Source organism: Streptomyces nymphaeiformis (assembly GCF_014203895.1).
GTDB lineage: Bacteria > Actinomycetota > Actinomycetes > Streptomycetales > Streptomycetaceae > Streptomyces > Streptomyces nymphaeiformis.
Genome location: NZ_JACHJY010000006.1, coordinates 230911 through 244349 on the forward strand (window position 1 = coordinate 230911; position 13439 = coordinate 244349).

At 72.7% G+C, this 13439-nt stretch carries 16 protein-coding genes; 11 read left to right on the plus strand and 5 right to left on the minus strand.

Annotated elements, in window-relative coordinates; translation table 11 throughout:
* Window positions 1-48: 48 nt before the first annotated feature.
* On the plus strand, window positions 49-738 hold the full coding sequence (locus GGE06_RS21625; RefSeq protein ID WP_116159198.1) for a uridine kinase family protein: 690 nt from the start codon (window positions 49-51) through the stop codon (window positions 736-738).
* A gap of 170 nt (window positions 739-908) precedes the next feature.
* Here GGE06_RS21625 and GGE06_RS21630 read toward each other — a convergent pair whose 3' ends face one another.
* Window positions 909-1634, minus strand: a complete 726-nt coding sequence (locus GGE06_RS21630) for a SigE family RNA polymerase sigma factor (protein ID WP_116159199.1) — start codon at window positions 1632-1634, stop codon at window positions 909-911.
* Between the two features lie 169 nt (window positions 1635-1803).
* Between GGE06_RS21630 and afsQ1 the strand changes: the two genes are divergently transcribed.
* From afsQ1 to GGE06_RS21655, 5 genes are all read left to right on the plus strand, one after another.
* On the plus strand, window positions 1804-2481 hold the full coding sequence (afsQ1, locus tag GGE06_RS21635) for a two-component system response regulator AfsQ1 (RefSeq protein ID WP_181924536.1): 678 nt from the start codon (window positions 1804-1806) through the stop codon (window positions 2479-2481).
* Entirely contained in the window at window positions 2478-4010 is a 1533-nt protein-coding gene (locus tag GGE06_RS21640) for an ATP-binding protein (protein ID WP_184931495.1), read from the plus strand. Before afsQ1 ends, GGE06_RS21640 begins: the two co-directional genes overlap by 4 nt.
* Complete coding sequence (locus GGE06_RS21645) at window positions 4007-4618, plus strand: hypothetical protein (protein ID WP_184931496.1); 612 nt, start codon at window positions 4007-4009, stop codon at window positions 4616-4618. Before GGE06_RS21640 ends, GGE06_RS21645 begins: the two co-directional genes overlap by 4 nt.
* Window positions 4619-4688: 70 nt before the next feature.
* Window positions 4689-5201 carry a VanZ family protein gene (locus tag GGE06_RS21650; protein ID WP_312883228.1) on the plus strand — a complete coding sequence of 171 codons (513 nt, stop codon included), beginning with the start codon at window positions 4689-4691 and terminating at the stop codon, window positions 5199-5201.
* 91 nt (window positions 5202-5292) lie between these two features.
* Window positions 5293-5493, plus strand: coding sequence for a PspC domain-containing protein (locus tag GGE06_RS21655; RefSeq protein WP_184931497.1), 201 nt, complete (start codon window positions 5293-5295; stop codon window positions 5491-5493).
* Window positions 5494-5567: 74 nt separating this feature from the next.
* Here GGE06_RS21655 and GGE06_RS21660 read toward each other — a convergent pair whose 3' ends face one another.
* Together GGE06_RS21660 and GGE06_RS21665 are read right to left on the minus strand one after the other, a co-directional pair.
* On the minus strand, window positions 5568-5939 hold the full coding sequence (locus tag GGE06_RS21660) for a hypothetical protein (RefSeq protein ID WP_116159205.1): 372 nt from the start codon (window positions 5937-5939) through the stop codon (window positions 5568-5570).
* A gap of 173 nt (window positions 5940-6112) precedes the next feature.
* Window positions 6113-7267 (minus strand): adenosine deaminase, encoded by a 1155-nt coding sequence (locus GGE06_RS21665; protein WP_116159206.1) that lies wholly within the window; start codon window positions 7265-7267, stop codon window positions 6113-6115.
* Between the two features lie 91 nt (window positions 7268-7358).
* Here GGE06_RS21665 and GGE06_RS21670 point away from each other — a divergent pair, with 91 nt between their 5' ends.
* Together GGE06_RS21670 and GGE06_RS21675 are read left to right on the plus strand one after the other, a co-directional pair.
* Window positions 7359-8135, plus strand: coding sequence for a GNAT family N-acetyltransferase (locus tag GGE06_RS21670; protein ID WP_184931498.1), 777 nt, complete (start codon window positions 7359-7361; stop codon window positions 8133-8135).
* Window positions 8136-8225: 90 nt separating this feature from the next.
* Window positions 8226-9014 carry an alpha/beta hydrolase gene (locus GGE06_RS21675; RefSeq protein WP_116159208.1) on the plus strand — a complete coding sequence of 263 codons (789 nt, stop codon included), beginning with the start codon at window positions 8226-8228 and terminating at the stop codon, window positions 9012-9014.
* Here GGE06_RS21675 and GGE06_RS21680 read toward each other — a convergent pair.
* Window positions 9000-9980, minus strand: coding sequence for a LysR family transcriptional regulator (locus GGE06_RS21680; RefSeq protein WP_184931499.1), 981 nt, complete (start codon window positions 9978-9980; stop codon window positions 9000-9002). The genes GGE06_RS21675 and GGE06_RS21680 overlap by 15 nt on opposite strands.
* Window positions 9981-10042: 62 nt before the next feature.
* On the opposite strand from GGE06_RS21680, the gene GGE06_RS21685 reads away from it, so the two are divergent.
* The 3 genes from GGE06_RS21685 to GGE06_RS21695 all read left to right on the plus strand — a co-directional run bounded on the left by GGE06_RS21685 (window position 10043) and on the right by GGE06_RS21695 (window position 13148).
* A complete protein-coding gene (locus GGE06_RS21685; RefSeq protein ID WP_184931500.1) occupies window positions 10043-11302 on the plus strand; it encodes an MFS transporter in 1260 nt (419 codons plus the stop codon).
* An 82-nt stretch (window positions 11303-11384) separates the two neighbouring features.
* A complete protein-coding gene (locus GGE06_RS21690; protein ID WP_184931501.1) occupies window positions 11385-12092 on the plus strand; it encodes a L,D-transpeptidase in 708 nt (235 codons plus the stop codon).
* An 84-nt stretch (window positions 12093-12176) separates the two neighbouring features.
* Window positions 12177-13148 carry a sigma-70 family RNA polymerase sigma factor gene (locus tag GGE06_RS21695; protein WP_184931502.1) on the plus strand — a complete coding sequence of 324 codons (972 nt, stop codon included), beginning with the start codon at window positions 12177-12179 and terminating at the stop codon, window positions 13146-13148.
* On the opposite strand, the gene GGE06_RS21700 is transcribed toward GGE06_RS21695, so the two are convergent.
* Complete coding sequence (locus GGE06_RS21700; RefSeq protein ID WP_181924537.1) at window positions 13137-13412, minus strand: STAS domain-containing protein; 276 nt, start codon at window positions 13410-13412, stop codon at window positions 13137-13139. The two genes, GGE06_RS21695 and GGE06_RS21700, sit on opposite strands and share 12 nt — an antisense overlap.
* Between the last annotated feature and the right edge of the window lie 27 nt (window positions 13413-13439).

Sequence of the window (13439 nt, forward strand, 5' to 3'; positions counted from 1 at the left end):
ATCCTTCCAAGGGGTGAGCGGGCGGGCACCGACAGTAGTCGAGGTGTGATGCTCGATACCAACGGCCTTCCTCGGTGGTCCCCTGGACGGGGGAATGCCTCACACTGGTGTTCCGTGAGTTCCCAACCGATCCCGACCCGGGTCGTCCTGCTCGCGGGCCCCTCCGGCTCCGGCAAGTCGTCCCTCGCCGCCGTCACCGGCCTCCCTGTCCTGCGCCTCGACGATTTCTACAAGGAGGGCGACGACCCGTCGCTCCCGCTCGTCGACGGCAGCACGGACATCGACTGGGACTCCCCAGGGTCCTGGGACGCGGACGCCGCCGTCGCCGCGATCGTCGAACTGTGCCGTACGGGACGGACCGACGTCCCCGTGTACGACATCGCCACCAGCTCGCGGGTGGACCGCGAGCCGCTCGACATCGCGCGGACCCCGCTCTTCGTGGCGGAGGGCATCTTCGCGGCCGAGATCGTGACCCGCTGCCGTGACCTCGACGTCCTCGCCGACGCGCTGTGCCTGCGCGGCCGGCCGTCGACGACGTTCCGCCGCCGGCTCGTCCGCGACCTGCGCGAGGGCCGCAAGTCCGTCCCGTTCCTGCTGCGCCGCGGCTGGCGCCTGATGCGCGCGGAACGCGCGATCGTCGCCCGCCAGACGGCCCTGGGCGCCCACCCCTGCGCCGGACCGGAGGCCCTGGGCCGCCTGGCCGCCGCGGCGGCCGGCCGGCACCGCACGCCGGTCTAGGCCGGATCCACCCGTACCGCACACGCACGAAGCGGGTCGTACGAGACCCCCCGGACTCGTACGACCCGCTTCGTGTTCCCCGTACCCCCGTACGGTTCCCCCGTGTTCCCCCGTTCCCCCGAGCGCCCCGTTTCCCCCGTGGCGCCCGCGGGGCCGTTCCCCCCCGACCTTCAGGCCACCAGCTCGCCGAAGGACTCCTCCTCGTCACGGCCGAAGCTCAGCACCTCGTCCTCGCGCATGCGCCGCAGCGAACGCCAGATGCTCGACTTCACCGTGCCGACACTGATGTCCAGGATCTCCGCGATCTCCGGATCGGTCCGGCCCTCGTAGTAGCGCAGCACCAGCATCGTCCGCTGGAGCTCGGGCAGGCGGGCCAGGGCCTGCCACAGGACCGCGCGCAGCTCCGTACCCCGCATCGCGTCCGTCTCGCCGACCGTCTCCGGCAGCTCCTCGGTCGGGTACTCGTTGAGCTTGCGCCGGCGCCAGGCGCTGATGTGCAGGTTCGTCATGGTGCGACGCAGGTAACCGCCGACGGCGGCCTTGTCGCTGATCCGGTCCCAGGCGCGGTACGTGGAGAACAGCGCGCTCTGGAGCAGGTCCTCGGCCTCGAAACGGTCACCGGTCAGGTGGTAGGCGGTGGCGTACAGGGAGGCACGACGCTCCTGGACGTAAGCCGTGAACTCGGCTTCCGAACAGCCCGTGCGCTCCCCCGTGACCTCCCCGTACGCCGCTCCCCCGTCAGCAACGGCCACCATGTGAGGCGCCTTGCGCTGACGCCCGACGGTACGAACGCACCCCCGTCCGTTCGTGACACCGCCGGACTTCTCGTTGCTCCGCACGACGTCGTGGAGACGCGTGACAACTGCGCTTGAGGTGGTGCTGTGCAGTGCGTTCATCTCGCGCCCCCCGTCGGTTGGAGTGTGTTTCGGTCCGTGTGCCAAGAAGCTTGCCCGCCGGACTTCATGGCGTTGTCCGCCGACTGTCACAGCCGTGTCACAGGGGACGGAACAGAAGCGAGTCGATGAGCGGTCGATCTCGGACGGCCCCATGGGCCAGAATGACGACGTGCCTTTTCTGCTGCTGATCGAGGACGACGACGCCATCCGCACGGCCCTCGAACTCTCCCTGTCCCGGCAGGGTCACCGGGTGGCCACCGCCGCGACGGGTGAGGACGGCCTCCAGCTGCTGCGTGAGCAGCGGCCGGACCTGGTCGTGCTCGACGTCATGCTGCCCGGCATCGACGGTTTCGAGGTCTGCCGGCGCATCCGCCGGACCGACCAGTTGCCGATCATCCTGCTGACCGCGCGCAGCGACGACATCGACGTGGTCGTCGGCCTCGAGTCCGGCGCCGACGACTACGTCGTGAAGCCGGTGCAGGGGCGGGTGCTCGACGCCCGCATCCGGGCCGTGCTGCGGCGCGGGGAGCGCGAGGCGACGGACTCGGCGACGTACGGCTCGCTGGTGATCGACCGTTCGGCGATGACGGTCACCAAGAACGGCGAGGACCTCCAGCTCACCCCGACCGAGCTGCGGCTGCTCCTGGAGCTGAGCCGGCGGCCCGGACAGGCGCTGTCCCGGCAGCAGTTGCTGCGGCTCGTGTGGGAGCACGACTACCTGGGCGACTCGCGGCTCGTCGACGCCTGTGTGCAGCGGCTGCGCGCCAAGGTGGAGGACGTGCCGTCCTCGCCGACCCTGATCCGTACGGTGCGTGGCGTCGGTTACCGGCTGGACGTTCCTGCGTGAGCAAGGGGATCTACACACGGCTGCGGTTCTCCAGCCTGCGGCTGCGGCTCGTCGTCGTCTTCGCCCTCGTCGCGCTCACCGCGGCCGTCGCCGCCTCCGGCATCGCGTACTGGCTCAACCGCGAGGCGGTGCTGACCCGTACCCAGGACAGCGCGCTGAACGACTTCCGGCAGGAGATGCAGAACCGCACGGCGACGCTGCCGCTCCGGCCCACCCAGGACGACCTGCGGCGGACCGCCGAGCAGATGGCGACGAACAGCGCCGCGAACTACCAGGTGCTGCTGCTCGGCGAGCGGGACGCGGGCAAGCCGATCGTGGGCGCCTCGGACCCGGACGACTTCACGCTCGCCGACGTGCCGCGCTCGCTGCAGGAGGCCGTGGACACGAAGCGGCCGGTGACGGAGGCCGATCCGTATCCGTACCACCTGTTCTGGCAGCGTACGGAGCGGAACGGGACGCCGTACCTGGTCGGCGGGACGCGGATCGACGGCGGCGGGCCCGCCGGGTACATGTTCAAGTCGCTGGCCGCGGAGAAGGCCGACCTGAACTCGCTCGCCTGGTCGTTGGGGATCGCCACCGCGCTCGCCGTGGCCGGCTCGGTGCTGCTCGCGCAGGTCGCCGCGACGACCGTCCTCCGCCCGGTGCACCGGCTCGGCGAGGCGGCCCGGCAGCTCGGCGAGGGCAAGCTCGACACCCGGCTGCAGGTCTCCGGCGCCGACGAACTCGCCGATCTGTCCCGTACGTTCAACAGCGCGGCCGAGTCGTTGCAGAAGAAGGTCGCGGACATGAGCGCGCGGGAGGAGTCCTCGCGGCGCTTCGTCGCCGACATGTCGCACGAGCTGCGGACCCCGCTGACCGCGCTGACCGCCGTCACGGAGGTCCTGGAGGACGAGCAGGACTCCCTGGACCCGATGATCGCCCCCGCGGTGGCCCTCGTGGTGAGCGAGACCCGGCGCCTCAACGACCTGGTGGAGAACCTGATGGAGGTGACCCGCTTCGACGCGGGCACCGCGCGGCTCGTCCTCGACGACGTGGACATCGCGGACCAGATCACCGCGTGCATCGACGCGCGGGCCTGGCTGGACGCGGTGGATCTCGACGCGGAGCGCGGGATCGTGGCGCCGCTCGACCCGCGGCGCCTGGACGTGATCCTCGCGAACCTGATCGGGAACGCGCTCAAGCACGGCGGCTCGCCGGTCCGGGTCTCGGTGCGCACGGACGACGACGAGCTGGTCATCGCGGTCCGCGACCACGGGCCCGGCATCCCCGAGGAAGTACTGCCGCACGTCTTCGACCGCTTCTACAAGGCGAGCGCGTCCCGGCCGCGGTCCGACGGCAGCGGGCTCGGTCTGTCGATCGCCATGGAGAACGCGCTGATCCACGGCGGCTCGATCACCGCGTCGAACTCGGTCGGCGAGGACGGAAAGGTCGACGGCGCGGTGTTCGTCCTGCGACTGCCGCTCGACGCGACGGGCATCACCCGCGAGGTGCAGACCCGCAGCAGCCAGGGCGAGGTGGAGGAAGCGTGAGGCGCCGCTCTCTGATTCTGGTGGCCGCGCTGACCGCGCTGGTCGCCGGCTGCGGGATCCGGACGACATCGGTCCCGGTGGACGCGGGCGCGGCCCCGTCCCGGGTCCCGTGCAACGTGACCGAGGACGGTACGGCGTCGACCGCGGCGCAGGGCGTGCCGGTCCGGGTGTTCCTGGTCTGCGGCTCCCAGCTGGAGGCGGTGGACCGGCGGTCGCCGCAGCCGGAGGAGAAGGCGGGCGGCGATCCGGTGCGGACGGCGGGGAGGCTGCTCGCGCAGCTGCTCGCCGCGCCGTCGGAGGGGGAACGGCAGGCCGGCTTCACGACCGAGGTCCGCGGGCCGCTGTCGGTCGGCGGCGGCCGCCCGGGCGACCCCTCGGGCACGCTGCGGCTGAGCCGCCAGCCCGAGGACCTGACCCCGACGGCCCTGTCGCAGCTGGTCTGCACGTTCGCGGAGAGCTCGGCGGGGGCGGGCGGTCACACGGCCCTGCTCGGCGGTCCGGGCGCCTACGCCCCGAAGCGCTACCGCTGCACGCCGGAACTCCGCGAGCGCCCCTCCTCGGCCCCGCCGACGGCCCCGGTCCCGACCCCGAGCCCGTCGGCGGGCTGATCCCGGCGGGGCACACGCCCGCGGCGGGCGGCGCGGAACCGATTCCGCTGCTCGTCGCGTCTTGGGGGGCGTGCAGCGTCAAGGTTCGGGCGGCAGTGCCGCCGTGGTCGTCCGCGTGGCGGGGTTCGTCCTCCTCCTCGCGCATCTGCTGCTCGTCGCCTGGGTCAGCCTGCGCCCACGGGACGTCGCCTGGGTGACCGCGCCGAACACGATCCCGCTGCACGGCCTGCGGACCGTGCTCGCGCTCGGCGGGGCCGAGGCGGCCCGGCTGATCGGCGAGGGGCTGCTGCTCCTGGCCCCGCTCGGGGTGCTGCTCCCGATGGCCGACGGCCGGCTCCACGTCTCCGGCTGGGCCTCCCTGGCCCGTACGACCGCCGCGGGCGCGCTCGTGTCGCTGGCGATCGAGCTGCTGCAGACCGCGGTGCCGGGTCAGGTCGTGGACGTGGACTCGGTGCTCCTGAACACGGTGGGGGTCGCGCTCGCGCATCTCCTGGTGGTGCCGGCCGCCCGGTCCCGGCTGCGCCGCACCGGCGCCCCTCAGGGTGCGACCCCGACGATTTCCAGGGTCCCGATCGCCCCGTAGACGGACGCTTCGTCCCCCTTCGCGGCGGCAGGATGGAGTCATCGGGAGCCCGGAGGAGCGGCTCTCGGAAACGACTCCGAAGGAGCCCACCATGGCCGCACTGACCCGCCCCCGTGACGGACGCGTGCTCGGCGGAGTGTGCGCGGCGCTGGCCCGGCGCTTCGGCACCTCCGCGACGACGATGCGTCTGATCTTCCTGGCCTCGTGCCTGCTGCCGGGCCCGCAGTTCCTGATCTACCTGGGCCTGTGGGTGTTGCTGCCGGCGGAGAAGACCGCGACCGCGGCCTGGTAGCCGGCGGACACGCACGCCGAAGGGGCGCGGACCCGGGGTTCCGGGTGCGCGCCCCTTCGGCGTGTACGGCGGTGTCAGCCGATCGGCAGGCCGCCGGCGCCCAGCGGGAGCCCGCCGAGGAGGCCGCCGAGCGGGGTGGCGCCGAGGCCGCCGGCGGCGGCGTCGAGCGGGAGGTTCTGGGTGGCCTGGCCGGCGGCGGCCGGGAGGGTCTTCACGCCCTGGTCGACGCCCTGGCCGAGGGCGCCCTGGCCGGCTCCGAGGGACTCCGCGGCGCCGTCGGGGAGCGTGGTGAGGCCGTCACCGAGCGGGACGGCCTTGGTCACCGTGCCCAGCGCGTCGGCGTCGAGCGGCAGGGACGGCGCTGCGGAGGCCGTGCCGGCGGCGGCAGCGGCGAAAGCGGCACCGAGAGCGGCGACACCGAGCTTCTTGGCGGCAGACTGCTTCATCTGAAAATCTTCCTTGGGGAATCCGGGGGCTTCGGAGAAAAGCCGGGAGGGGAAATCCTGGGAATCGAGAGCGGCTCTGCAACCTAACCAGCGAACGTCGCCTCCGCAAACACCGGAAAGCGGCCGGGTGTCGCGCCACCCCGGCCGCCTCCGTTCTCTCCGTGAGGGGCTCCTCAGCCCTCCATACGGGAAGACTCGCTGGTCGCGGCCGTCTGCTTGAACAGCCATTCGGACTTGAGCTCGGCGTATCCGGGCTTGATCACCTCATTGATCATGGCGAGTCGTTCATCGAAAGGAATGAACGCTGATTTCATCGCATTGACCGTGAACCACTGCATGTCGTCGAGCGTGTAGTCGAATGCCTCGATCAGCAGCTCGAATTCCCGGCTCATGCTCGTCCCGCTCATCAGCCGGTTGTCGGTGTTGACCGTGGCCCGGAAGTGGAGCGTGCGGAGCAGACCGATGGGGTGCTCGGCGAAGGAGGCGGCGGCGCCGGTCTGGAGGTTGGAGGAGGGGCACATCTCCAGCGGGATGCGCTTGTCGCGGACGTAGGCGGCGAGGCGGCCGAGGCGGACGGAGCCGTCGTCGGCGACCTCGATGTCGTCGATGATCCGGACGCCGTGGCCGAGCCGGTCGGCGCCGCACCACTGGAGCGCCTGCCAGATGGAGGGCAGTCCGAAGGCCTCGCCGGCGTGGATGGTGAAGTGGTTGTTCTCCCGCTTGAGGTACTCGAAGGCGTCGAGGTGGCGGGTGGGCGGGTAGCCGGCCTCGGCGCCCGCGATGTCGAAGCCGACGACGCCGGAGTCGCGGTAGCGGTTGGCGAGTTCGGCGATCTCCAGGGCGCGGGCGGCGTGCCGCATCGCGGTGAGCAGGGCGCCGACGCGGATGCGGTGGCCGTTGGCCCTGGCCCGCCGCTCGCCCTCGCGGAAGCCCTCGTTGACGGCCTCCACGACCTCTTCGAGGGTGAGCCCGCCCTCCAGGTGCTGCTCGGGGGCGTACCGCACCTCGGCGTACACGACGCCGTCCTCGGCCAGGTCGACCGCGCACTCGGCGGCGACGCGGAAGAGCGCGTCCCGGCTCTGCATGACGGCGCAGGTGTGCGCGAAGGTCTCCAGGTACCGCTCCAGGGAGCCGGAGTCGGCGGCTTCGCGGAACCAGATGCCGAGTTTGTCGGGCTCCGTCTCGGGGAGTTGCCCGTAGCCCTGCTCCCGGGCGAGTTCGATGATCGTGCCGGGGCGCAGTCCGCCGTCGAGGTGGTCGTGGAGCAGCACCTTCGGGGCACGGCGGATCTGGTCCGCGGTGGGGACGTTGGGGGTCTGGCTCGTCATTTCCGCACTCTAGCCCCTACGCGCGTAGAACACCTGTCGTGGCGCCGGATTTCTCGTGGCGGTCCGGCACCGGTCCGCCTAGCCTGCGCGCATGACCTCCACCACGCCCGCGTCCGAACTGCCGCGGATCCACGGCTTCCTGACCGACTTCCACCGCCGCCAGGCGGCCCGCACCGTCGAGTTCCCCGGCGCCGTCGCGGTGCTCGACGACGCCTACCGGCACTCCCGGGGGAACAACCACGTGCTCGCCTACGGGGCCGTGGACCCGGAGGCGCTGGCCGGGTACGCGGACGAGGCGCTCGGCCATCTCCCGTACCGCTACTCCTACGTCCTCGACGAGACGGTCGCCGCCGCCTGTCTGGCGCCGATGGAGCGGGCCGGCTTCCGGCACGCCACCACGCTGCTCATGGCGCACACCGGCGAGGTGCCGGAGCACGGTGGGGCGCGGGAGGTGGACTTCGACGAGCTGCGCGGCCCGGTGACCGCGTCGTGGCACCGGATCGCCCCGCAGGCGCGGCCGGAGCACGTACACGACCTGGTGGAGCGTCGCGTGGCGCGGCGGCGCGGGGCCGACGACGTGCGGTTCCTCGCCGCGCACACTCCGGAGGGCGAGGTGGCCGCGTGGGTCGACCTCTACATGAACCCGGAGACCGGGATCGCGCAGATCGAGGACCTGGTCACCGCGGAGGCCCACCTGAAGCAGGGGTACGCCGGGAAGGTCCTGGACACGGCGCTGCGCGAGGCGGCCGACGCGGGCTGCGGGACCCGTTTCCTCACCGCCTTCTCGGGCGACTGGCCGCACACCTGGTACGCCCGGAAGGGCTTCGAGGTCGTCGGCTCGGTGGCCCGCTTCGAACGACTGCTCTGAGCACGGCCGTTCGAGCCGCGGGGCCTGCGATATGTAACAGTGACCGCGCGTACGGCTGGCGTACACCTCGGCTTCTGAGACTGTTCTGCCATGGCGCACTTCGCACTCGTGGCGCCGCCCGCGGCACGGAGACCCCGGCTCGGGCGGCCTGTTGGAGGTTCCCGCACGTCGGCGGCGGTGGGCGGCGTGGTGCTGCTCCTGCCGGACGGTGAGCCGGTGTCGACCCGGCGGGCCTCCGCGCGGGCGCACTCCGCGATGGTTCCGCTGGGGCGCGCTCTGGTCCGGGCGGGCCGGTCCGAGGGACTCGTCGCGCACGTGGTCCGCTACCGGGCGCGCGGCTGGAACGGCGCGGACGCCGACCTCGCGGCGGACGCCTCCTGGGCGGTCGCGGAGGCGGTACGGCTCTACGGCGACGTCCCGGTCTGCCTCGTCGGCCACGGGATGGGGGCGCGGGCGGCGCTGCGGGCGGCCGGGCATCCGGCGGTCTGCGCGGTGCTCGCGCTCGCCCCGTGGATGCCCGAGGAGGACGTGGCGGCCGAGCCGGAGCCGGTGCGGCAGCTGGTGGGGCGCAGGGTGCTGCTCGCGCACGGCACGAACGACGCGCGGACGGACCCGGAGCTGTCGTTCCGGTTCGCCGAGCGGGCGAAGAAGGCGAACCGGGACACCTGCCGCTTCGAGGTCCACTCGGACGGCCACGCGCTGCGCCAGTACGCGGCCGAGGTCCGGGCCCTCGCCGCGGACTTCGTGCTCGGCGCCCTCTTCTCCCGGCCGGTCGCCCGCCCGGTGGCCGACGCGATGGCGGCCCCGCCGCCGCTGGGCCTGCGCATGCCGCTGGCGGCGGGCTTCGGAAGTTCACGCGGGGGCTCACGCCGGAGGTGACGGCTCCAGCGGCTCCTTCGGCAGCAGGTGGCCGCGCCTGCTCAGCAGGAACTTCTTGAAGGCGGCCACCGGGGCCGTGTCCGGATGGCCGTCCAGCCAGGCGACGCCGATCTCGCGGACCGCGCGCGGCGCGGTGACCGTGAGTTCGACGACGCCGGGACGGGGGACGGCGGGCGGCGGCAGCAGGGCGACCCCGAGGCCGGCGGCGACGAGACCGCGCAGGGTCTCGGCCTCCTCGCCCTCGAAGGCGACCCGGGGCTTGAAGCCGGCCTCCGCGCACAGGTCGTCGGTGATGCGGCGGAGCCCGTACCCCGGCTCCAGGGTCACGAAGGTCTCGTCCGCGGCCTCGGCGAGCCGGACCCGCTTGCGGCCGGCGAGCCGGTGGTCGTCGGGGACGACGAGCCGCAGCCGCTGCTCGTCGAGGCGCCGGGCCACCAGGTCGGGGGCGTCCGGCACCGGAGAGGTCAGGCAGAGGTCGAGGTCGCCGGCCCGCAGCCGTTCGATCATGGCCTCGCCGTAGTTCTGGACGAGGGTGAAGCGGATCCGCGGGTGGTCGACGCGGAAGGCGCGGATGAGACCCGGGACGGTCTCGGAGCCCATCGTGTGGAGGAAGCCGAAGGCGACCCGGCCCGCCGTCGGGTCGGCGTCGGCCCGTACGGTGTCGGCGGCGCGCTCCACCTCGGCGAGGGCCCGGTCGGCGGCGGTCAGGAAGCGGCGGCCCGCCGGGGTGAGGGAGACCGTGCGGCCGCGCCGGGCGAAGAGGGTGACGCCCAGGTCCTGTTCGAGCCGGACCATGGCCCGCGAGAGCGTCGACTGCGGCACGCCCATCTCGGCCGCGGCGCGGGTCACGTGCTCGTGCCGGGCGACGGCGGCGAAGTACGCGAGCCGCGGCGCGAGCAGCAGTCCCATGTCTTCTTCGTTACTGTTCGGTGACAGGCGAGGCTGTGACCTGTACTCATGCATCATGGGAACGATTACAGCAGTTCCGTGCATTGGACGCATGAAGCGGACCGTCCTACGTTCGTGACATGCCTTCCGCCAGTACCAAGGCGGCCGCCACCACCGCGTCCGCCGACACCCGCCTCTCCCCCGGTGCCCCCGGATACCGCCGGATGAGCCTCGCGCTCTTCGCCGCCGGACTGGCCACCTTCGCCCTCCTCTACTCCACGCAGGCCCTCCTCCCGGCCATCTCGGCCGAGTTCGGCGCCGACGCCTCCGCCGCCTCGTGGACGGTCTCCGCCGCGACCGGCGCCCTCGCCCTCTGCGTCCTGCCGCTCAGCGCCCTCTCGGAGCGCTTCGGGCGGCGCGCGATGATGACGGCCTCCCTCTCGGTCGCGGTCGCGGTGGCACTCCTGGTACCGCTCGCCCCGAACCTGGAGTCCCTGATCGCGCTCCGCGCGGTCCAGGGCGCGGCGCTCGCCGGCCTCCCGGCCTCCGCGATGGCGTACCTCGCCGAGGAGGTGCGGCCCCGGGCCCTGGTCGCCGCGATCGGCCTGTTCGTGGCGGGCAACTCGATCGGCGGCATGAGCGGGCGGCTGGTGACCGGCTGGGTCTCGCAGCTGTGGGGCTGGCGCGCGGGTCTGGCCGCCGTCGGCCTGACCTCCCTGGTGTGCGCGCTGGCGTTCCGGGCGCTGCTCCCGAAGGCCCGGCACTTCACCCCCGGCACGCTGAACCCGAAGGCGCTGGCCCGGACGGTCCGGGGCCACCTCGCCGACCCGCTCCTGATGCGGCTGTACGTGATCGGCGCGCTGTTCATGACGGTCTTCGGCGCCGTGTACACGGTGATCGGCTACCGCCTGGTGGAGGCGCCGTTCTCGCTGCCGCAGGGCGTGATCGGCTCGATCTTCCTGATCTACCTGGTCGGCACGGTCTCCTCGGCGGCGGCCGGCAAGCTGGTCGGCCGGATGGGCCGGCGGGGCGCGCTGTACCTCGCGGTCTCGACGACGGCGGCGGGCCTGCTGTTCTCGCTGTCGGACTCCCTCGCCCTGGTCCTCGTGGGCCTGGTCCTGATCACGGCCGGTTTCTTCGCGGGCCACGCGGTCGCCTCCTCCTCGGTGAGCCGCACGGCGAAGACGGGCCGCGCGCAGGCCTCGGCGCTGTACCAGTCGGCGTACTACCTGGGCAGCAGCGCGGGCGGCACGCTCGGCGCGGTCGCCTTCCACGCGGGCGGCTGGGCGGGCACGGTCCTGATCGGCCTGGTCGCGGTCCTCGGGGTCGTCTCGGTCACGCTGTACGGCTCGCACAGCGCGCGCGTCGAGGCGCGGCGGCTGCACCCGGCGGCGGCGTAGGAGGTCTCCCGCTCCCGGCCCGCAACCGCCAGACTCCCCCTTACGTCCTCAAATACAGGGACTCGAGGGGGAGTTGACGATCATGAAAAGAATCGCACGGCACATAGGCAGAAGGGCGGGCATCGCCGCCGGGATCACGTCGCTCGTGGTGCCGATGACGATCGCGCTCGGTACGGCCCCGGCGCAGGCGGCGTCCTGCAACGTGACGACGGGGCCGTACCAGAAGCAGGTGGAGAAGTTCCTCGGGCGGACGGTCGACGGGCGCCAGTCGCTCGGCGACTGTCAGGCCATCCAGGCCTTCCAGGCCAAGCACGGCATCACCCCGACCATGGGGTACGCCGGGCCGGTCACCTGGCGGACCATGAACACGATGCTCCAGCAGCGGGCCGCGGGCACCAACCCCAACCGCTCGGGCGCCTGCCCGACCAACCGGGGCCGGATCGCCTGCGTCGACCTGACCCGCCAGCTGAGCTGGATCCAGGACGGCGCGCGCCTCAAGTACGGGCCGGTGCCGGTCCGCACGGGCAAGGACGGCACCGAGACCCGTACCGGCTCCAAGAAGATCTACTGGCGGAACATCAACCACTGGTCGACGCTCTACCACGTCTCCATGCCGTACGCGCAGTTCTTCGACGGCGGCCAGGCCTTCCACTCGACCACCAAGTCCATGTGGAACCCGCCGGGTTCCGGCGGCTGCGTCAACATGCGGCCGGCGGACGCGAAGGCGTACTGGAACCTGCTCCGGAACGGCGACGACGTCTTCGTCTACGGGCGCAAGCCGGGAACGTGACCCCGGCTGTCAGTCGCCTGCGGTAGCTTCGCTCCCACCGGCACCGAACGGGTGCCGGTGAGGGGTGAGTGGGGTGTGGACCCGATGAGCGACGCCGTGACCGCGACGACCGATGATCTCGACAAGTACCGCAGGGAGCTGACCGGTTACTGCTACCGGATGCTCGGATCCTCCTTCGAGGCGGAGGACGCGGTGCAGGACACGATGGTCCGCGCCTGGAAGGCCATCGACTCCTTCGAGGGCCGCGCCTCGCTGCGGTCCTGGCTGTACCGGATCGCCACCAACGTCTGCCTGGACGCGCTGAACGCGGGCAACAGGCGGGCCCGGCCGATGGACCTGACCGGGCCGACGCCGGTGGCGCAGGCGCAGCTCGTGAAGCAGCCGGAGATCACCTGGCTGGAGCCGATCCCGGACGGGCGGGTGATGCCCTCGGCGGGCGACCCGGCGGAGACGGCGCTCTCCCGGGAGTCGGTCCGGCTCGCGTTCGTGGCCGCGCTCCAGCACCTGCCGCCGAAGCAGCGGGCCGTGCTGATCCTGCGCGAGGTCCTCGCGTGGAAGGCGAGCGAGGTCGCCGAGCTGCTCGACACCACGGTCGCCTCGGTGAACAGCGCCCTCCAGCGGGCCCGCGCGACCCTCGCCGAGCAGTCCCCCGCCGCCTCCGACGCGGCGGACCCGCTGGACGAGGAGCAGAAGGCGCTCCTGGAGCGCTACGTCGCCGCCTTCGAGGGCTACGACATGAAGGCGCTGACGGCGCTCCTCCACGAGGACGCGACGATGTCCATGCCGCCGTACGACCTGTGGCTCCAGGGCCACGACGACATCGTCGGCTGGATGCTGGGCGTCGGCGAGGTCTGCGCCGGCTCGAAGCTGGTGCCGACCGTGGCGAACGGCTCCCCCGCCTTCGCCCAGTACCACCCGGACCCGGAGGGCGGCTTCAGCCCGTGGGCGCTGATCGTCCTGGAGCTGCGGGACGGCAAGGTCGGCGGGATGGACTTCTTCCTGGACACGGAGCGCTGGTTCCCGCTCTTCGACCTCCCGGCGCGGCTAGAGGCCTAGCGTTTCGGCGAGGCCGGTGAGGAGGAGCAGGGTCCGCAGCTCGGGCCCCGCTCCCTCGAACCGGATCCGGTGCCCCTGCCGCCCTGCGGCGAGCTTCAGCCGGGCGAGGGCGTCGACGGCGGCGAGATCGGCGCGCGCGAGGGCGCCGACCTCGCACACGACCTCGCCCGGCGGGGCGGCGGCGAGCTCGGCGCAGAGCCGGGCCAGCTCCTCCCGGGTGGGGTGGGCGGGCAGGGTCACGACAAGGGGCTGACTGGTGTCCACACCCCCTCTGACCGCCGACACGCCCGG

Coding starts and splice junctions, on each gene's coding strand:
- GGE06_RS21655 (WP_184931497.1), top strand. CDS start 5,293: ATGGCCGCACTGACCCGCCCCCGTGACGGACGCGTGCTCGGCGGAGTG.
- GGE06_RS21680 (WP_184931499.1), bottom strand. CDS start 9,980: ATGATGCATGAGTACAGGTCACAGCCTCGCCTGTCACCGAACAGTAAC.
- GGE06_RS21630 (WP_116159199.1), bottom strand. CDS start 1,634: ATGAACGCACTGCACAGCACCACCTCAAGCGCAGTTGTCACGCGTCTC.
- GGE06_RS21690 (WP_184931501.1), top strand. CDS start 11,385: ATGAAAAGAATCGCACGGCACATAGGCAGAAGGGCGGGCATCGCCGCC.
- GGE06_RS21625 (WP_116159198.1), top strand. CDS start 49: ATGCTCGATACCAACGGCCTTCCTCGGTGGTCCCCTGGACGGGGGAAT.
- GGE06_RS21695 (WP_184931502.1), top strand. CDS start 12,177: ATGAGCGACGCCGTGACCGCGACGACCGATGATCTCGACAAGTACCGC.
- GGE06_RS21685 (WP_184931500.1), top strand. CDS start 10,043: ATGCCTTCCGCCAGTACCAAGGCGGCCGCCACCACCGCGTCCGCCGAC.
- GGE06_RS21665 (WP_116159206.1), bottom strand. CDS start 7,267: ATGACGAGCCAGACCCCCAACGTCCCCACCGCGGACCAGATCCGCCGT.
- GGE06_RS21660 (WP_116159205.1), bottom strand. CDS start 5,939: ATGAAGCAGTCTGCCGCCAAGAAGCTCGGTGTCGCCGCTCTCGGTGCC.
- GGE06_RS21675 (WP_116159208.1), top strand. CDS start 8,226: ATGGCGCACTTCGCACTCGTGGCGCCGCCCGCGGCACGGAGACCCCGG.
- GGE06_RS21670 (WP_184931498.1), top strand. CDS start 7,359: ATGACCTCCACCACGCCCGCGTCCGAACTGCCGCGGATCCACGGCTTC.